Genomic DNA, 17,351 nt, shown 5'->3' with positions numbered 1-17,351 from the left:
AGTCCTGCGCCGAGACGCCGGACGCCGGACGCCGTCTTCGTCTTCTGCGCCACCGGCATCGACTTCCCTCTCGCGGCACCACCTCGCGTGACTGTCACTTCCTACAGCTGCTGAGGCATCAGACACCGAAAGCGCCATAACGCCCTGCTCCTGCAGGGTGTTATGGCGCTTTCAGTGGGGGATGCTCGCAGTCCGGGAAGAGGCAGCTTGTCGGTTACCGCTGTGCGGCCGACGTGTGCCCGCCGCAGCTCCGTCGCCGGAGGGCCCCGCCGCAGCTCCGTCGCGGTCCGCCCCGCCGCGCTTACCTGAAGCGCAGCAGGCGGAGGCTGTTGAGGATGACGAACACCGACGAGAACGCCATCGCTGCACCGGCGATCATCGGGTCGAGCAGACCGAACGCCGCGATCGGGATCGCTGCCGTGTTGTAGGCGAAGGCCCAGAACAGGTTGCCCTTGATGAGCCCCAAGGTTCGGCGCGAGAGTCGGATCGCCTGCGGGATCTGCTGTGGATCGGACTTGACCATGGTGACATCCGAAGCCGCCATCGCCGCGTCCGTGCCCGACCCCATCGCGATGCCGAGATCGGCACCGGCCAGAGCGGCGGCGTCATTGACCCCGTCGCCCACCATGGCCACGGCCCGGCCCTGCCCCTGCAGTTCGCTGACCACGGAGACCTTGCCTTCCGGGCGGACATCCGCGCGGACCTCGGTGATCCCGAGAGCCTCGGCGACCACCTCGGCGGCTTGAGCATTGTCCCCGGTCAGGAGCACGGTGCTCAGTCCCAGCGAATGCAGTTCGTCGATCGCCGCCTTGGCCGTCGGTTTGGCTTCATCGGAGACGAAGCTCAACCCGCGGAACTGACCGTCGATCGCCAGTGCGACGATCGTGGCCCCACGCGGAATCGAATCGGTCGGGTAGTCGACCGCTATTCCGCGTTCCCGGAGCAGATCAGGGCGACCGGCGAGCACCTCGGCGCCGTCGATCGTGGCCCGCAGTCCGCCGCCGGCGATGTTCTCGAAATCCGTGACCGATGACCCGGTCGCGGTTTCGACCGACCTCGCCGAGGCGGCCCTGGCCGAATCCTCGGCCGATCCCATTGAATCCGGCTCAGTCGAGGCAGCCCCGGTCGAGACAGACTCGGTCGCGGCGGCTCCCGCTGAACCCGTCCCGACGATCTCGGGCGCGGCGTCGACGATGGCGCGGGCGATCGGATGTTCGCTGCGCGATTCCAATCGGGCCAGGACATCGAAGTCCGCGGGCGAGAGCTCGGTTCCGGTCAGGCGCATCACGCCGGTGGTCAGGGTGCCGGTCTTGTCGAGGACGACCGTATCGATCGACCGCGTCGACTCCAGCGCCTCGGGCCCGGAGACGAGGATGCCCAGTTGGGATCCGCGTCCAGACGAGACCGCGAGAGCCGTCGGCGTGGCCAGACCCAGGGCACAGGGGCAGGCGATGATGAGCACGGTGAGCGCCGCATGCAGCCCCGCCGCCCAGTCCCCGGTGACGAAGCCCCAGATGAGCAGGGTGAGGATGGCGATGCCGAAGGCGATCGGCACGAACACCGCCGAGATCCGATCGGCCAGCCGCTGCACGGCAGGCTTCCCGTTCTGCGCACGGGAGACGAGATCGGCCATGGCCGCCAGCGTCGTATCCGCACCCACTCGGGCGGCGCGGACCTCGAGCACACCGGAGGTGTTGATCGTGGCTCCGGTGACGGAATCTCCGGGGCCGACCTCGACCGGCACGGATTCGCCGGTGAGCATCGCCTCGTCGATGGCCGAATGACCGGTCAGCACCTCGCCGTCGGTGGCGATCTTCTCGCCGGGACGGACGAGGAAGACATCGTCGACGGTCAGCTCGTCGATCGGCACCTGCACTTCGACACGGCCGCCATTCGCAGCAGCCCCGCCCGAAGCGGCCCCACTGTCCGCGGTGGCTCCCTCCCGCAGCACGGTCGCGGACTTCGCGCCGAGGTCGAGCAGCGCCTTGAGCGCTGCCGTCGCCCGGCTCTTCGCCCGGTCCTCGGTGAGCTTGCCGATGAGCAGGAACACCGTGATCGCCGCGGCCGCCTCGAACCACACGTGGTACTCGGCGGGAATCGCCCAGCCGTGACCGTCGGCGACGGCCCGGCCCAGCGTGAAGTACGAGTACAGGCTCGCGACGGTGATGCCGACGCTGACCAGGGTGTCCATGGTCGTCGATCCACCGCGGGCAGCCTTGTACGCCGCCGAGTGGAACGGCCACGCACCCCAGGTGACGACGGGCAGGGCGAGGATCGCGACGATCCACTGCCACCCGGTGAAGTGCCAGCTCATGACCATCGAGATCGCGACGATCGGCACGGCCAGGATGAGGGCGCCTGCGAAGCGCGGTCGCAGGTGGCGGGGATCGTAGTCGACGATCTCCGGACCGGCACCGCCCGCGCCGGGGCTGCGCACCGTGGCACCGTAGCCGGCCTTCTCGACGGCGGCGGTGATGTCGTCGTCGCTGAGTTCGGAGTCGATGACCACATGCGCGGTCTCCAGCGGCAGGTTGACCTCCGCCGTGACCCCGTCGAGGCGGGTGAGCTTCTTCTCGATCCGCGCCGAGCACGACGCGCAGGTCATGCCCGTGATGTCGAGCTCGAGCTCGCGAGGCATCACTTCACCTCGTAGCCGGCCTCATCGACGGCGGCACGGATCGCCGCATCGTCGAGTGCGTCCGACGAGGTGATCGTGACCGGGGAATCGCCCCCGGCGTTGAGGTCGACGGCGACGTCCGAGACGCCCGCAAGTGCGCCGAGCTCTTCCTTGACAGCGGCTTCGCAGTGTCCGCAGGTCATTCCCGAAACGGTGATGGTGGTGGTCGTCATTGTGCTCTCCTATCAGCTGTGAGTGCTTCCCGATGTCAGAGCCTCAGGCGTCGTCGCACCCCAGTCGGGCGGACGCGGCCCTCCGCTCAGCTCTTGATGAGTCGGGAGATGGCGGCTGATGCCTCTTCGACCTTCTTCCGCGCTTCTTCGTCGTCGCCCGATGAGGCGGCGTCGACGACGCAGTGAGCTATGTGCTCTTCGAGGAGGTTGATGGAGACCGCGTGCAGCGCGGCTGTCGCGGCGGAGACCTGGGTGAGGATGTCGATGCAGTACTTGTCCTCATCGATCATCTTCCCGATTCCGCGGACCTGACCTTCGATCCGCTTCATCCTCCGTGCGAGAGCGTCCTTCTGCGGGGTGTATCCATGTTGCTCAGTCATAATCACACCGTATACCCCTATAGGGTATAAATCAAGGTCGATCCTCGCCGAAGCGGCTGTGCGTTTGCTCTCACCCTGACCCTGACGTGTTCTCCGGCTCCTACAATCGAATCATGCGTGCTGCCAGACTGTTCCGGTTCCCGGTCAAGGGATTCCCCGCCGAAGAGCTCACCGAGGCTCGTGTGGTCAAGGACCGCGGAATCCGCGGCGACCGGATCGCGGCGTTCACGAACGGCAGCCTCGACGTCCCCGGCGACGCCTGGCACTCGTACTCCGCCTTCACCGTGCTCAAGAACGACACCGACCTGCAGAAATGGCAGGTCGCAACGACCCTCCCCGAGGCGGTCGGCGCCGAATCCGTGCCCGGACCTGATCCGGATGGCCGGAGTGCCACCGCCGAGGCGGTCGACGATATTCCCGCGACCGTGACCCTCACGGCCCCGACGGGGGAGTCGACGACTTTCTCCACGGATGACGAAGAGGGCAGGGCCGCCTCGGCGATGTTCCTCTCCGAGCGGATACCCCCTCAGGGTACATTTCCGCGCTGCCTGGCCGTCGCGGATCAGGGGATGTTCGACTCGCAGCGCTCGGGAATCTCGCTCATCAACCCCGCCACGGTCGCCGCGATCGCCGATACCGACGAGGGCCGCGCGGCCCTCGGGCTGAGCGCGGAAGCTGCCGGTCGTACGGCGGTCGACCCGGCGGACACGGACGACCCGGTCACTCCCACAGCCGAGCTCGACCCGCTGCGGTTCCGCGGCAACATCCTCGTCGACGGACTCGCCCCGTTCGAGGAGTTCGCGCTCATCGGTTCGATCATCCGCCTCGGCGGCGTGCGCCTGGCGATCCGTTCGACGATCGAACGCTGCCCGGCGACGACCGTCAACCCGACGACCACCGAGGTCGACGTCAACGTCCCACGTCTGCTCAACTCCGCCTGCGGGCATCTGCACTGCGGTATCTACGGGCAGATCCTCGAGACCGGCGATGTCGCGGCCGGCGACGAGATCACGGTCGAAGGCCCGGCCCCGCGGGAACTGGTCAAGGTCGCACGGACTCCGCGGTTCATGACCGTCGTCGGCCGCCGGCAGATCTGCAACGACATCGTCGAGGTGGCCCTGCGCGACGACCTCGGCTGGATCCGCGAATTCGACGAACCGGGCACGAACCTGCGCGTCCATCTCGACCTCGGCGCACCGTTCTGGCGAACCTATACGATCACCGACGTCGACGACGACATCGTCCGCATCGCCGTGCGCACCCAAGGCAAGGGCTCCCGCGCCGTGGCGTCGCTGGACGAGGGGCAGCGGATCCTCACCTCCGGCCCGCACGGAACCATGACCGCCTCCCGCGTCTTCGGCGGCACAACGGCCCTGATCACCGCGGGAATCGGCATCACCCCGAGCCTCGGACTGCTGCGCAGCGATGGGCTGGCCGGCCTGCCCGCCACCGACCGGATCCGCCTCGTCCACGTCGACCGCGACCACCGCACCGCCTGCCTGTGGAACCGGCTGCAGGACCGTGCCCACTCGGGTGCCGTGCCCGTCGAGGCCCACCACCGCGACACCGCGACGGCCGGTCGACCCGGCCACCGGGAGCTCGTGGATTGGGTGGCCGGCTGCGACAACGTCATGGTCTGCGGACCCCGCGACTTCACGGCGGCCGTGCTCGCCGCCGCTGACGAGGCCGGCGTTCCCGCCGTCCACCAGGAGACCTTCGCCTCTCCGAACACGGGGATGAGCGAGGCTATCGCCGCATGCTCGCCCGCCGAGGTGACACTGGAGGAATCGGGCACGAGCTTTGTCTGGCAGCCGCAGGAAGGCACCCTGCTCGAATCCTTGGAAGCGCGCGGATTCCGCTCGCCGAGCTCCTGCCGAGGCGGATCCTGCGGAACCTGTTCGGTGTCCCTGGCCGCCGGGTCCGTGCTCTATCCGATCGAACCCGCCGCCCGCGTCGAGAGCGACGAGGTGCTCGTGTGCTCCGCGGTTCCCGCCGGGCCCATCAGTCTGGCCCTCTGAACCCGGCAGGCCGACCGGCCGGAATGGCGCGGCTGACCGACCAGCCTGGCGCTCTGAACCCGGCAGGCCGACACAGCTGACTGACCAGGCGGACTGAACCAGCCGGCCCTCTGAACCCGCCGAATGACCTTCCGGCCCGATCAGGCAGACGGCGGCTGGGCGGGTGGCACAATGGATTCCATGCCGAAGAAGAAGCGCACCGTGCTGTCGAAGGGGCCCGCCGGACCGGTGGGTCGCCTGAGTCGGTGGGTCCGCCTCTCCGCGGCCGGGCGGATCATGTTCGCTAACTCGATCATGCTCGTGGGCATCATGGTGCTCACGACGAGTCTGCTCTACCTCCAGCTCTCCCAACTCAACACGAAGCGCGAACAGGACCTGCTGCGGTCGGCCGCGGACAACATCTCGATGTCACTGGGCCTCGTCGGAACCGGTGACGTCGGCCAGGACGACTACCTCGATTCCGAATCCCGCGACGACGTTCAGACGCTGCTGGACAACGTCATCAGCCAATACGGCTTCGACATCGCCGCGGTCGTGCCCATCGACTTCCTCCTCACGCCGCCGACCCTGGGCTCACCCGGACGCCAGCAGGCGCTGGAAGCGAAGACCGCCTCGGCGGATTCCGGGAAGATCCCCGAGGACTCCATCGACCAGCTGGCCCAGGCCGTCGACGGACAGGCCCTGCAGAATGGCAGGTCGACCGTGCGCTTCATCAACGACGGCGGCCCGGCCGACGGCACCATGTACGTCGTCACCCCCGTCTACGCCGAGCACGTCGGCGTCGACGGACTGAGATCGGACACCGTGGTCGGCGCCGTCATCGTCGGCAGCTCCGCAGATTCGGTCCGCGAAGGCTTCCTGGCGCAGGGCAAATGGCTCATCGGCATCGCCGTCCTCACCCTCGTCCTCGGCATCGGTTCGTCCTGGGTGACATCGCGGGGACTGCGCAGGGTCACCGGTGACTACGGTGCCGACGAGCTGCGCAGCATGCTCGACTTCTACTCCTCCGTGCTCACGGCCGTCTCCGAAGGACTGCTGCTCGTCGACCGAGCCCGCGGGATCGTGCTCATCAACACCGAGGCCCGGGAACTGCTGGGCATGCCGCCCGCCGGCGACGATGCGGACTCGGGCCCCACCTCGGCGGAGGAGATGCCGCTGCGCGAACTCGACCTGCCCGAGGCGCTGCACGATCTGCTCGCTTCCGGACGGTGGGCTCGTGACGAGATCCACTACACCGACGACCGTGTCCTCGTCGTCAATCAGCAGCCCACCGAGGCGGCCAGCGACACGTGGGTCGTGACCATGCGCGATCACACGGAGCTGGCCGAGCTCTCCGGCGAACTCGTCTCCGTGCGCTCCTTCTCCGATTCCCTGCGCGCGCAGACCCATGAATACGCGAACCGGCTGCACATGGTCGTGTCCCTGCTCGAGACCGGGCACGTCGACGAGGCCATCGACTTCGCGGCCAAGGACATCGACGATCTCAACAGGGTCAACGGTGACGGGTCGATGACCTTCGACCATCCCGTCCTCTCGGCGCTGCTGCTGTCGAAGATCGCCCAAGCCGCCGAGGCGGGCATCGAGATGACGGTGGACACCGCGGACCTCACGGGCAACCTCGGCGGGGACGATCGCGACCTCGCAACGATCCTCGGCAACCTCGTCGACAATGCCTTCGACGCCCTGAGCAGGCAGGACGTACTGCCCGAGGACAAGAGAGTCCATGTCGAACTCTCCGGCTCCGGCGGTCCCGGCGGATTCACGATCGAGGTCAGCGATGACGGCCCGGGAATCGACGAGGAATACCTCGACGCGATCTTCGAGCGCGGCTGGTCGACGAAGCACGATGGCGTCGAGACCGACCAGGGACAGGGTCGCCAGCAGACGGGCACCCGCGGGGTCGGGCTGTCCCTGGTCGTGCAGGCGATCCGCCGCCTCGGGGGAGCCGTCGACGTGCAGGGCCACGGGGAGGACTGCGACCGATTCAAGGGCGCAGTGCTCACGGTGTGGCTGCCCGACCCGGGGAATGTGGGTCAGATCGGGGCGGGTCAGACCGCGGCAGGCAGGTCGGGTTCCGGACAGTCCGGCGACGGGCAGGTCGGATAGGGGCGGGTGATCGCCGGTGATGCCGGCACCGCCCAGGTGGACCGGAACCGGATGTGACGGGACTGCAACACGATCCGGGACGCTGTCAAACGGGTGAAGATAGACTGGCGGCATGTCGGACACAACTGCGCCTGAATCGAGCATCGGTGTGCTCGTCGTCGAGGATGAGGTGGTCGCCGCCCGTGCTCACGCGAAGTACATCGACCGCATCGACGGCTATCACGTCGCCGGAGTGGCGAAGAATGCCACTCAGGCGATGGCTGCTCTCACAGGTCAGATCTACGGCCTCGATCCCTCCGGCGTCCATCTCGTCCTCCTCGATATGAACCTGCCCGACGGGCACGGGCTGCAGGTCTGCCGCGCTATCCGCGGCCAACGCGTCGACGTCGACATCATCGCGGTCACCGCTGCCAGGGATATGCAGATCGTGCAGGAGGCTCTGTCCTACGGCGTCGCCCAGTACATCATCAAGCCCTTCACCTTCCCCGTCTTCAAATCCAAGCTCGAGGCGTATTCGTCCTTCCGCAACCGCCTCGGCGGGGATTCGAACGACGGCGAGGTCACCCAGACCGAGGTCGACAAAGCGATCTCGGCCCTGCGCACGCACACCGTGGCGGCGACCGCGAAGGGAGTGCCCGATGCGGTCCAGGCCGAGGTGAAGTGCCTGCTCGATGAGAATCCCGGCCAGTCCGCAGCAGAGCTGGCCGAAGGGCTCGGGGTCTCCCGAGTCACCGCTCGCCGCTACCTCGAATCCATGGCCGACGCCGGCATGCTCGAACGCCGTCCCCGATACGGTTCGGCCGGTCGTCCCGTCCTCGAATACACCGTCGTCCCCGACGCAGGCTGACCGCGGAGTACGTGCGCGAGCAGCCGACCGTGACCGACGCCGCGGGCTGATCGCTCTGTCACCGCGCCCGTGACCGACGCCGCAAGCATTGTTGGGTCGATCCACGGCGTTCTGAACGCCGAAACCGCCGTGGATCGCCCCAACAATCGGTCGTGGGGCCGACGTTGCGCCGGTCTCGCCGCAGGGCAATGGACATCGGGCGAACCCCGGTAGAGGATGGTTCCATGTCGAAGAAGTCCCGGGTCTGGCTGGCCGTCGCCCTCGTCCTCGTGCTGCTCGCCGGAGCCGGAGTCTTCGCTCTCTTCCGGCTGCCGATGACGAAGTCCTCCGCCGCCGAGGCGGCCGCCCACGACCTCGCCGAAGAGCAGCTGAGCTCGGACATCTGGCATGAGAAGGACCTCGCCCAGGGCCTGTTCGACCGCGTCACGAAGGCATTGGGCACGAGAGTCGACCTGCGGTCGGTCACCGTCGACGACATCACCGAGGCCGACGGTCGGACCCTGGCCACACTCGATTGGACGTGGGCGAACAACGACGGAGAGTCCTGGGAATACAGTTCACAGCTGCCCCTGGAGAAGAACGGGCTCTTCTGGTGGGCGGATCTCACGGAGAAGGCCATCCACCCGAAGCTCGGCAAGGGCGGTCGCTTCGAACTGCGCGCGAACCAGGGAAGGAGGGGGAACATCCTCGGTGCCGATGATGAAGTGCTCATGGAGGAGGAGAAGGTCGTCGACATCGGCGTCCACCCGAATCGACTCGAACCCGACACCATCGGCCGACTCGTCAGCGGACTCAACGACGGTGTCGACTCCCTCGACCTCGACGCCGATGATCTCGAGAAGTCCGTCGATGACGCCGAAGGCAACCAGCTCGTCCCCGTCGTGACGCTGCGCGAAGGCGACTACAAGTCGGTCAAGGACGCCATCCACGATCTGCCGGGAGTGCTGTTCACCGAGGATACCCAGACCCTGACCCGGTCCCGCGGGTTCGCCCAGGCCACCCTCGGTTCCGTGGGGCAGGCCAGCGCCGACGACATCGAGAAATCCCAGGCCACGATCATCCCCGGCGAGATCATCGGCCGCACGGGTCTGCAGAAGACATTCAACAATCGGCTGAGCGGACCCGGCGGCGTCGAAGTCTTCGCGAAAGGCGATGCGAGCGATGACACGGGCGGAACGACGAAGCTGACGAGTCTCCATGCCTTCACAGCCGAAGACGGCGAGAATCTCGAGACCACCCTCGATGTGCGGATCCAAGAAGCCGCGGACAAGGCGGCTGCGACCGGCAGGAAACCGACAGCTCTCGTCGCCATCCGACCGAGCGACGGTCACGTCCTCGCCGTGGCCAACCACGACCCGGAAGGAGCGGCCTGGGACCGAGCGCTGAGCGGCCAGTACGCTCCCGGCTCGGTGTTCAAGATCGCTTCGGGCCTCGCGCTCCTCGAATCCGGAGTGAAGCCGGACGACACGATCGACTGCCCGCAGACAGCGACGGTCGGTGGCAAGAGGTTCAAGAACGCCGAAGATGAAGTGCTCGGCGACGTCAGCTTCGCCAGCGACTTCGCACACTCGTGCAACACCGCTTTCGTCTCCTCCGGGGACGAGGTCACCGGCGACGACCTGACCGCAGCAGCCGAGCAGCTGGGCATGACGGCTGCGACATTGGGCATCGGAGCGAAGACCGCCTCGGTGCCGGCCGACGACGATGAGGTCACGCATGCTGCGCAGATGATCGGTCAGGGCAAGGTGCAGGCGAGCCCGCTGTCCGTGGCGACGATGGCCGCCTCGGTGCAGGCCGGGGAGACCGTGGACCCGCAGCTCGTGCTCGGTGATGCCCTCGACGATGCCGGCGTCGACGAGTCGGGTGCGGAAGGGGCTGACGATCCTCCGGCCCTTGATGGCCAAGCGGCGAAGGAGATCTCGAAGATGATGCGAGCGGTCGTCACCGAGGGCACCGCCACCGATCTCAAGGACGTTCCCGGCGATCCCGTCCACGGCAAAACCGGAACAGCCGAATACGGCAATGACTCCCCGCCGCGCACCCATTCGTGGTTCGCCGGATTCCAGGGCGACCTGGCCGTGGCCGTGCTCGTCGAAGACGGCGGATTCGGCGCCGAGGCGGCCGTGCCGGTGGTGCACGAATTCTTCGACAACGTCAACTGACCCCCACCTATATTCGCCGGCCTACTTCATGCGCAGGGACCGCATGGCCTGCAGCGCCCCGGTCATGGCCTTCGCGAACTTCGCCTGGTCGAGGGGGCCGGCCGGTGCGATCGGGTGGAGGCGCTGCTGCGCGATCGTGTGCGAGTGCATGAACTGAAAGAGGCCCTCAGGGCCGTGCCGGTGGCCCATTCCCGAGGCCTTGACTCCGCCGGCTGGTGCGTCGATGGATCCCCAGCTGGCCGGGTAGACCTCGTTGATGTTGACCATTCCGGCCTCGACCTGCCGCGCGATCTCACGCCCGTGGGAGCGTGAGTACACCGATGCCGAGAGTCCGTAGTCGCTGTCATTGGCCGCAGCGATCGCCGCGGCATCCGACGGCACCGAATAGACGGAGACGACGGGACCGAAGGTCTCCTCGCGATGCAGCTCCGCCTCAGGAGGAACATCCGTGAGCACGGTCGGGGCGTAGAAGTAGGGGCCGAGATCGGGCACCGGGTGTCCACCGGCGAGAACCGTGGCACCGGCGCTGCGCGCCTGCTCGACATGGTTGGTGATCGTCTCGAGCTGCTTCGGTCCCGCCAAGGTGCCCATGTCCGGGCCGTACTCGAACGCGGCGCTGAGACGGTAGGCACGGGCCGCCTCGGCGAAATGGGCGCAGAAGGTCTCATAGAGGTCCTCGTGGACGTAGATGCGCTCGATGGAGATGCACAGCTGCCCGGCCGACGAGAACGATCCGCGCACGGCACCCTCGACGGCCTTCTCCAGATCCGCATCGGCGGCCACGATCAGGGGATTCTTGCCTCCGAGCTCGAGCGCGGCGGGGAGCAGACGCTGCCCCGCCTCGGCGGCGATCGACCGCCCAGCGGCCGTCGACCCGGTGAACGAGATTCCGTCGGCGCCGGCCATGAGCGCGGGTCCGACCTCGGCGGAGGGCCCGGGTACGAGCTGCCAGACCTCGGCAGGCAGGCCGGCGGCGATCGCCAGTCTGCGCATGAACACCGAGGTCAGCGTCGTCGTCGAGTCGGGTTTGTGAACGACGGCATTGCCGGCGGTCAGGGCGGCGAACAGGTCGGTCGCCCCCAGGGTCAGCGGGTAGTTCCATGGTGTGATGAAGCCGATCACGCCCAGCGGGGCGCGGGTGACCTCGGTGCGGGTGAGCACGGGGATGGCTCCGCGCCGTCGTTCGGGGCGCAGATAGCGGGCGGCCATCACCCCGTAGTGGCGGAGCACATTGAAGGTATCGAGGATCTCGTCATAGGCGTGGATGCGGGCCTTGCCGGTCTCGTACTGGATGATGTCGAGGAGCAGATCCTCATTCCGGACCAGTGCGGAATGCAGTCGGGTGAGCACCTTCGCTCGGTGCTCGACCGACTGAGCGGCCCATGCCTCGCCGGCAATGCGCGCGGTGGCGTAAGCGGCTTCGATGTCATCGGGAGTGTTCCGGGCGAACCTGTCGACCTCCTGGCCGGTGAACGGCTCGACTCCGCGCATTACCTCGCCCGAGCCGGAGGCGTCAGCGTACGGATCGGTGTCGAGGAAGTCCCGCAGCGCCGCGGTGACATGCGCGGAAGGGGTCCCGGCAGCGTCTGCTTCGGAGGTGCGTGCGGTGGTCTCTGTACTCATCGGCTTCCTCTTTCTGTGACGTAGGTCATCGCAGGCTAGACTACCGAATATGGTTTCGAGTGATCTGCGGAGGGCGCTGAAGGGGACCGGCGCACCCACCGCCGTCCTTGATCTCGACGCCTTCGACGCGAACCTCGACGCCCTTGCCGAGCGGGCTCGCGGACTGCCGATCCGCCTGGCCACGAAGTCGCTGCGCGTGCCCGCCGCCATCGACCGGGCGCTCGCCCATCCCGCATTTTCCGGGGTGCTCGCCTATTCCGTCCCCGAGGCGCTGTTCCTCCACGCCCGCGGCATCCGCGATATCGTGATCGGCTATCCCAGCCTCGACCGAGCTTCCCTGAGTCGGATGTTCGCCGAGTCGGGAGCGTGCACGAACATCACCCTGATGATCGATTCCGTGGACCACCTCGACATCATCGACGACGTCCGAGAGAACCTCGCCGAGGCGGGGCGGAAGTCCTCCTCGGACGGGACCGGTCCGGCAGGGGAGGGGAAGAACCTCACCGAGGCGGGAGCCGCCTCGGTGCGGGTGTGCATCGACGTCGACTCCTCCTATCGACCGGCCGAATCCTGGTTGGGCGACCGCGTCCATATCGGGGCCAGGCGCTCGCCGATCCGTGACGGGCGAGCGGCCATCGCGCTTGCCCGGCAGGTCGCGGCGCGGCCCGGTTTCGACCTCGTCGGGATGATGTTCTACGAGGGGCAGATCGCCGGCACCGCCGATGCCGGTCGCTCGGTGCGGCAGACGATCGTGCGCGCCATGCAGAAGGCCTCGATCACCGAACTCGCCGAACGGCGAGCAGCCGTCATCGCCGCAGTCCGCGAGGTTGCCGACCTCGAATTCGTCAACGGCGGCGGGACCGGTTCGTTCGAATCCAGCTCCGTCGAGGGCACTCTGACCGAACTCGCCGCCGGATCCGGCCTCTTCTCCCCGGGACTCTTCGACGGCTATACGCACTTTCGGCATCGGCCGGCCGCGTACTTCGTCACGCCCGTCGTGCGCAGACCCGGCCCTGGCTGGGTGACGGTCTTCAAAGGCGGATTCATCGCGTCGGGGGTTCCTGGTTCCGACCGGCTGCCGACCATCGCCTGGCCGCCGGGCCTCGAGTACTCCGGTCTCGAGGGTCCCGGCGAGGTGCAGACTCCGCTGACCGGGCCCGGCACGGAATCGCTGCGCATCGGGGATCTCGTGTGGTTCAGGCATGCGAAAGCAGGCGAACTGGCCGAACATTTCAACGAATTCCTCGTCGTCTCGGGATCGACGATCATCGACACCTGGTCGACATACAGGGGAGAGGGACTGGTGCTGTGAGCACGATGAACAGAGGCCGAAGCACTCAAGCGCGCGCTCGGACCGCGCAGCGACGAGCGTTCCGGAACTGGGCCGGGCACGTCCACGCACATCCGCACACATTCTCGGGTCCCGCCTCGGCGGAGGAGCTATCGGGAATCGTCACGGCCGCTGCAGCGGCCGGGGACCGTCTGCGGGTCGTCGGGGCCGGGCATTCGTTCACTCCCGTGGCCGCCGGCAATGACGTCATGGTCAGCCTCGACGCACTGTCGGGGATCGTCGCCGCCGACGAGGCGGCCGGCCGGGTCCGCTTCCACGCCGGCACCCGGCTGCGGGACATTCCCGCCCTCCTCGCACCCTTCGGCCTGGCCCTGGAGAACCAGGGTGACGTCAATCCGCAAGCCCTTGCCGGTGCGATCTCGACGAGCACACACGGCACCGGGATCGGGTTCACCGGGTTCGCCGGGACCGTCACCGGACTGAGCCTCATGGGCCCCGACGGCGAAGTACGGGAACTGTCGGCCGAGGCGGAACCGGAGATCTTCGACCTCGCACGGGTCAGCCTCGGCGTCCTCGGAGTCATCACCGAGGTCGAACTCCAGTGCGTGCCTGCCTTCGACCTCATCGCCGAGGAGAAGGTCGCCGGATTCGACGAGCTCCTCGATGGGCTCACCGAGCGGATGCGCGGGGCAGACCATTTCGAGTTCTACTGGTTCCCGCACACCGATTCGGTGCTGACGAAGACGAACACCCGGGTCGAACCTGGGCAGGCCGGGCCGGTTCACCTCGCCGAGGCGGGGGTGCGCAACCGGTGGCTCAACCTCCTCGACAAAGAGGTGGTGGAGAACGGGGCGCTGCGGCTGGCCGTCGAGCTCGGTGCCAAGGTCCCGGCCGTGGTGCCCTCGATCAATCGGATCGCTCAGTCCGTCGTGGCAGACCGGACGTATCGGGCGCCTGGTCACGATGTGTTCGTCACCCCACGGCGGGTGCGGTTCAACGAGATGGAATACGCGCTGCCCTTCGACGCTGGGTCCGAGGCGATTCGGGAGATCAGAGACGTCATCGAGGCCAAGGGGTGGGCGATCTCATTCCCCCTCGAGGTTCGGTGCGCCGCCGCCGACGATGTGCCCCTGTCGACGGCATCGGGGCGGGAGACGATGTACATCGCCGTCCACCGCTTCATCAAAGAGGACTTCGCCGAGTACTTCCGCGTCGTCGAGGAGATCCTGTGCCGGCACGGCGGACGACCTCACTGGGGCAAGATCCACACTCGTACGGCCGCTGACCTGCCCGAGCTCTATCCGCGATTCGCGGACTTCTGCGATCTGCGGGCTCGACTGGATCCGGAGGCCATGTTCGGCAATCGCTTCACCGACTCGCTGTTCGGCGTCGCCCGCGGCTGAGGTCGTTCGACGTCATCCGCGGCTGAGAGTGTTCGGCGTCGCCCGCAGTTGAAAGCCGGTCAGCCGAGAAGTGGTCGCAAACGGATACTGGCGGTCGAGAAGTGGTCGCAATCGGATATTTCTGGGCGCGGAAGAGCTCCGGTAGTGACCTATTCTTCGGCTGCTCGCGCGTCGAGCCAGTCGAGGATCTCCGGCCAGGCGGCCTCGGCGGTCGATCTGCGCATCAGGCCGTGATGTCCGATGCTCTTCACCCCGAGCTCCTCCGGGGCGAAGGTGCGACGAGTCACCGGGGCCAGTCGCAGCCGGTCGGTGATCGCATCGATGAACGCCTGCGTCGCCCAAGGATCGTCTGAGGTGCCGATGGCGAGCACAGGTGTGCGCAGTCGGGAGGCTCGCGCCTCGGCATCGAAGCTCGGGTCGTCGAAGAAGAAGTGGGGGCGGCGCAGCCATTTCGTCCACTCGTAGAGAGCGGCAGCGGGAATGTCCTCACCGAGTCCCACTCGGCTGCCTGGCATGTACCCGAACACCCGAGTGATCGCTCTGCCGAAGACGCCGAGGCCGACTTCCACCCGAAATCGCTCGCTGCGGGGTGCGATTTGGCGCGCCGCCACCATCGCTGTGGCGACCGTGGCGATTCCACTCAGGCGCTGACCGCCGTATCCCAGGAGCAGAGCGTGCCCGCCGACGCTGTGGCCCAACGCCGTATGCGGCAGATCAGTAAATCTCTCCTCCGCCCAGGCACCCGCTGCCGCCACATCTTCGGAGATCCAGTCGCGCATGCGGATGTGCCGATGTGCGCGAGCTTCCGTTCGATCGCCGACGCCGCGGAAGCCGTAGGTGATCACGGCGAACCCTCTCGCGGCGGCCGCCTCGGCGAAGGAGAAGTAGAAGCGCTCCGGAGTCGCGGTCGCCGGGTGGATCGTCAGCACCGCACGGGGGTCGGCCGTGGGGAGGAAGAGATGTCCCTCGAGGTCGTTGGATCCGTACCGGCTCGGCACCGGGATGCGTACGTCCTGTTTGAGAAGTGAGTCCATATGCTTCAGCGTAATCACCACGACGCCAGGATGCTACTAGTCGGTAATATAATTCTGGTCGTTGCCCTCCGTGCCGGCGTGTTCGGCGCCCTCCCGCTGCAGCCCCCGGCCCGTCCCCGCCGTAATCCTCGGCAGGATTTCGCCGAAGTCCTTTGCGGGTTCCCATGTCCGAGCGTGCTGGTACGATCGGGGAATGACCGCGTCGGATCGGAACCATCCCGCATCACCCACTCAGGCGACCAGCCGCGAGCGGGAGAGAGGCCGGCGCAGGTCGATGTTCGTCGCCGCATTCGGCACCGTCGTCGAATGGTACGACTTCTCGATCTTCTTCTATGTCGCCACGACCCTGACCAAGGAGTTCTTCGGCGATCAGACGGATTCTCTGCTGCTGACCCTCGGGGTCGGCGCGGCGGGATTCCTCTTCCGGCCCTTGGGCGCGATGGTCTTCGGCCACCTCGGTGATCGGATCGGGCGACGATCGACGCTCATCATCTCCGCGGTCCTCATGGCGATCTCCATGCTCGGGATCGCGGTGATCCCGAACTACGACACGATCGGCATCTGGGCAGGCGTGCTCATGGTCGCCCTGCGCTGCCTGTCCGGATTCTCCGTCGGCGCGGAATACACGGGAATCATGGTCTTCCTCATGGAATCGGCGGGACCGGGAAAGCGCGGATTGGCGGCCAGCTGGGCTGCGGCCAACAGCGAGGTCGGCGCCCTCTTGGCGGTGGGGTCCGGTGCGCTGCTGGCGAATACGCTCAGCCCCGAGGCAATGGACTCCTGGGGTTGGCGGCTGCTGTTCGTCCTCGGTGCTGTGCTCGCCATCCTCATGGTTCCGCTGCGGTCGATGATGGAGGAGACCGAGACCTTCAAACGGCTGCAGCAGGCAGAGAAGGAGAAGAAGGGCACGAAGGACACGGCCCTCGAGCGCTCCCCGCTCATCACTGCGATCCTCGAACAGCCGCGGGCGATCCTCGTGGCCTTCCTCATCTCCTCGATCGGCTCGGTCAGCTACTTCCTCAACATCACCTATGTGCCCACGTACATCGAAGAGGTGGCGAAGGTTCCGAACTCCGGCTCCCTGGCCCTGGGCACGGTCGCGGCCGTCGTCGCCATCGTCGTCACTCCGTTCTTCGGCCTGGCCTCCGACAAGTTCGGGCGCAAACCCGCCCTGGCCGTTCTCATGGCTGTCTTCGTGTTCACGATCATTCCCGCATACGCTCTGCTGGGCGGCAGCTCCTCGAGTGGGGCGGTGTTCGGTGTTGCGTTCCTCGCAATTCCCGCCGCCGGGTGGAGCGCGGTGGCCGCCGCTATGGTGCCCGAGCAGTTCACCGGCACGAGCCGTTTCTCCGGCATGGCGATCGGCTACAACGTCGCCACCGTCCTCTTCGGCGGTCTCTCGCCGCTCATCGCCACGGCACTCATGTCGTCGACCGGCATCACTCTGGCACCGGCGATCTACGCCACCGTCGTCATCGTCGTCGCTGGAGTCCCGACTCTCATCCTCGCCCGCAGCATGGGCAAGAAGACCCTCGCCGAGGTGGACGCGGACAAGCATCTCGTGCCCGCTTGAGAATGTGGCCGGGGAATTCGTGCGACCCGCTCAAAGCGGCACACCGACGCCTCGCGGAGTGAGA

Annotated in this window: 12 protein-coding genes; 7 read left to right on the top strand and 5 right to left on the bottom strand. The window is 67.2% G+C overall.

Features of this window, described 5'->3' with window-relative positions:
* Positions 1-301: 301 nt before the first annotated feature.
* From KTJ89_RS16160 to KTJ89_RS16150, 3 genes are all read right to left on the bottom strand, one after another.
* On the bottom strand, positions 302-2,638 hold the full coding sequence (locus KTJ89_RS16160) for a heavy metal translocating P-type ATPase (RefSeq protein WP_259358463.1): 2,337 nt from the start codon (positions 2,636-2,638) through the stop codon (positions 302-304).
* Positions 2,638-2,850 carry a heavy-metal-associated domain-containing protein gene (locus KTJ89_RS16155; protein WP_139909352.1) on the bottom strand — a complete coding sequence of 71 codons (213 nt, stop codon included), beginning with the start codon at positions 2,848-2,850 and terminating at the stop codon, positions 2,638-2,640. The genes KTJ89_RS16160 and KTJ89_RS16155 overlap by 1 nt, the downstream gene beginning before the upstream one ends.
* Positions 2,851-2,936: 86 nt before the next feature.
* Positions 2,937-3,230 carry a metal-sensitive transcriptional regulator gene (locus tag KTJ89_RS16150; protein WP_062862662.1) on the bottom strand — a complete coding sequence of 98 codons (294 nt, stop codon included), beginning with the start codon at positions 3,228-3,230 and terminating at the stop codon, positions 2,937-2,939.
* Positions 3,231-3,343: 113 nt separating this feature from the next.
* Between KTJ89_RS16150 and KTJ89_RS16145 the strand changes: the two genes are divergently transcribed.
* The 4 genes from KTJ89_RS16145 (at position 3,344) to KTJ89_RS16130 (ending at position 10,363) form a co-directional block, all read left to right on the top strand.
* A complete protein-coding gene (locus tag KTJ89_RS16145; RefSeq protein WP_259358462.1) occupies positions 3,344-5,248 on the top strand; it encodes an MOSC domain-containing protein in 1,905 nt (634 codons plus the stop codon).
* A 180-nt stretch (positions 5,249-5,428) separates the two neighbouring features.
* Complete coding sequence (locus KTJ89_RS16140; RefSeq protein ID WP_139909350.1) at positions 5,429-7,354, top strand: sensor histidine kinase; 1,926 nt, start codon at positions 5,429-5,431, stop codon at positions 7,352-7,354.
* A gap of 112 nt (positions 7,355-7,466) precedes the next feature.
* Positions 7,467-8,201, top strand: a complete 735-nt coding sequence (locus tag KTJ89_RS16135; protein ID WP_259358461.1) for a response regulator — start codon at positions 7,467-7,469, stop codon at positions 8,199-8,201.
* A gap of 224 nt (positions 8,202-8,425) precedes the next feature.
* Positions 8,426-10,363: a penicillin-binding transpeptidase domain-containing protein gene (locus KTJ89_RS16130; RefSeq protein WP_259358460.1), complete on the top strand. Its 1,938-nt coding sequence runs from the start codon at positions 8,426-8,428 to the stop codon at positions 10,361-10,363.
* 21 nt (positions 10,364-10,384) lie between these two features.
* Here KTJ89_RS16130 and KTJ89_RS16125 read toward each other — a convergent pair whose 3' ends face one another.
* A complete protein-coding gene (locus tag KTJ89_RS16125; RefSeq protein ID WP_259358459.1) occupies positions 10,385-11,986 on the bottom strand; it encodes a succinic semialdehyde dehydrogenase in 1,602 nt (533 codons plus the stop codon).
* A 49-nt stretch (positions 11,987-12,035) separates the two neighbouring features.
* On the opposite strand from KTJ89_RS16125, the gene KTJ89_RS16120 reads away from it, so the two are divergent.
* On the top strand, positions 12,036-13,298 hold the full coding sequence (locus KTJ89_RS16120) for an amino acid deaminase/aldolase (RefSeq protein WP_259358458.1): 1,263 nt from the start codon (positions 12,036-12,038) through the stop codon (positions 13,296-13,298).
* A gap of 5 nt (positions 13,299-13,303) precedes the next feature.
* Positions 13,304-14,680, top strand: a complete 1,377-nt coding sequence (locus KTJ89_RS16115) for a D-arabinono-1,4-lactone oxidase (protein WP_259358485.1) — start codon at positions 13,304-13,306, stop codon at positions 14,678-14,680.
* A gap of 149 nt (positions 14,681-14,829) precedes the next feature.
* On the opposite strand, the gene KTJ89_RS16110 is transcribed toward KTJ89_RS16115, so the two are convergent.
* Positions 14,830-15,714 carry an alpha/beta hydrolase family protein gene (locus KTJ89_RS16110; RefSeq protein WP_139467463.1) on the bottom strand — a complete coding sequence of 295 codons (885 nt, stop codon included), beginning with the start codon at positions 15,712-15,714 and terminating at the stop codon, positions 14,830-14,832.
* 193 nt (positions 15,715-15,907) lie between these two features.
* On the opposite strand from KTJ89_RS16110, the gene KTJ89_RS16105 reads away from it, so the two are divergent.
* The gene (locus KTJ89_RS16105) at positions 15,908-17,287 is read left to right on the top strand and encodes an MFS transporter (protein ID WP_259358457.1); all 1,380 of its coding nucleotides are present in this window, start codon (positions 15,908-15,910) and stop codon (positions 17,285-17,287) included.
* The last annotated feature ends 64 nt before the right edge of the window (positions 17,288-17,351 follow it).

Source organism: Brevibacterium sediminis, assembly GCF_024895295.1.
In the GTDB taxonomy this organism is placed as follows: Bacteria; Actinomycetota; Actinomycetes; order Actinomycetales; family Brevibacteriaceae; genus Brevibacterium; species Brevibacterium sediminis.
Note: the sequence above shows the minus strand (reverse complement) of the source record. Positions and strands in the feature narration are given on the sequence as shown.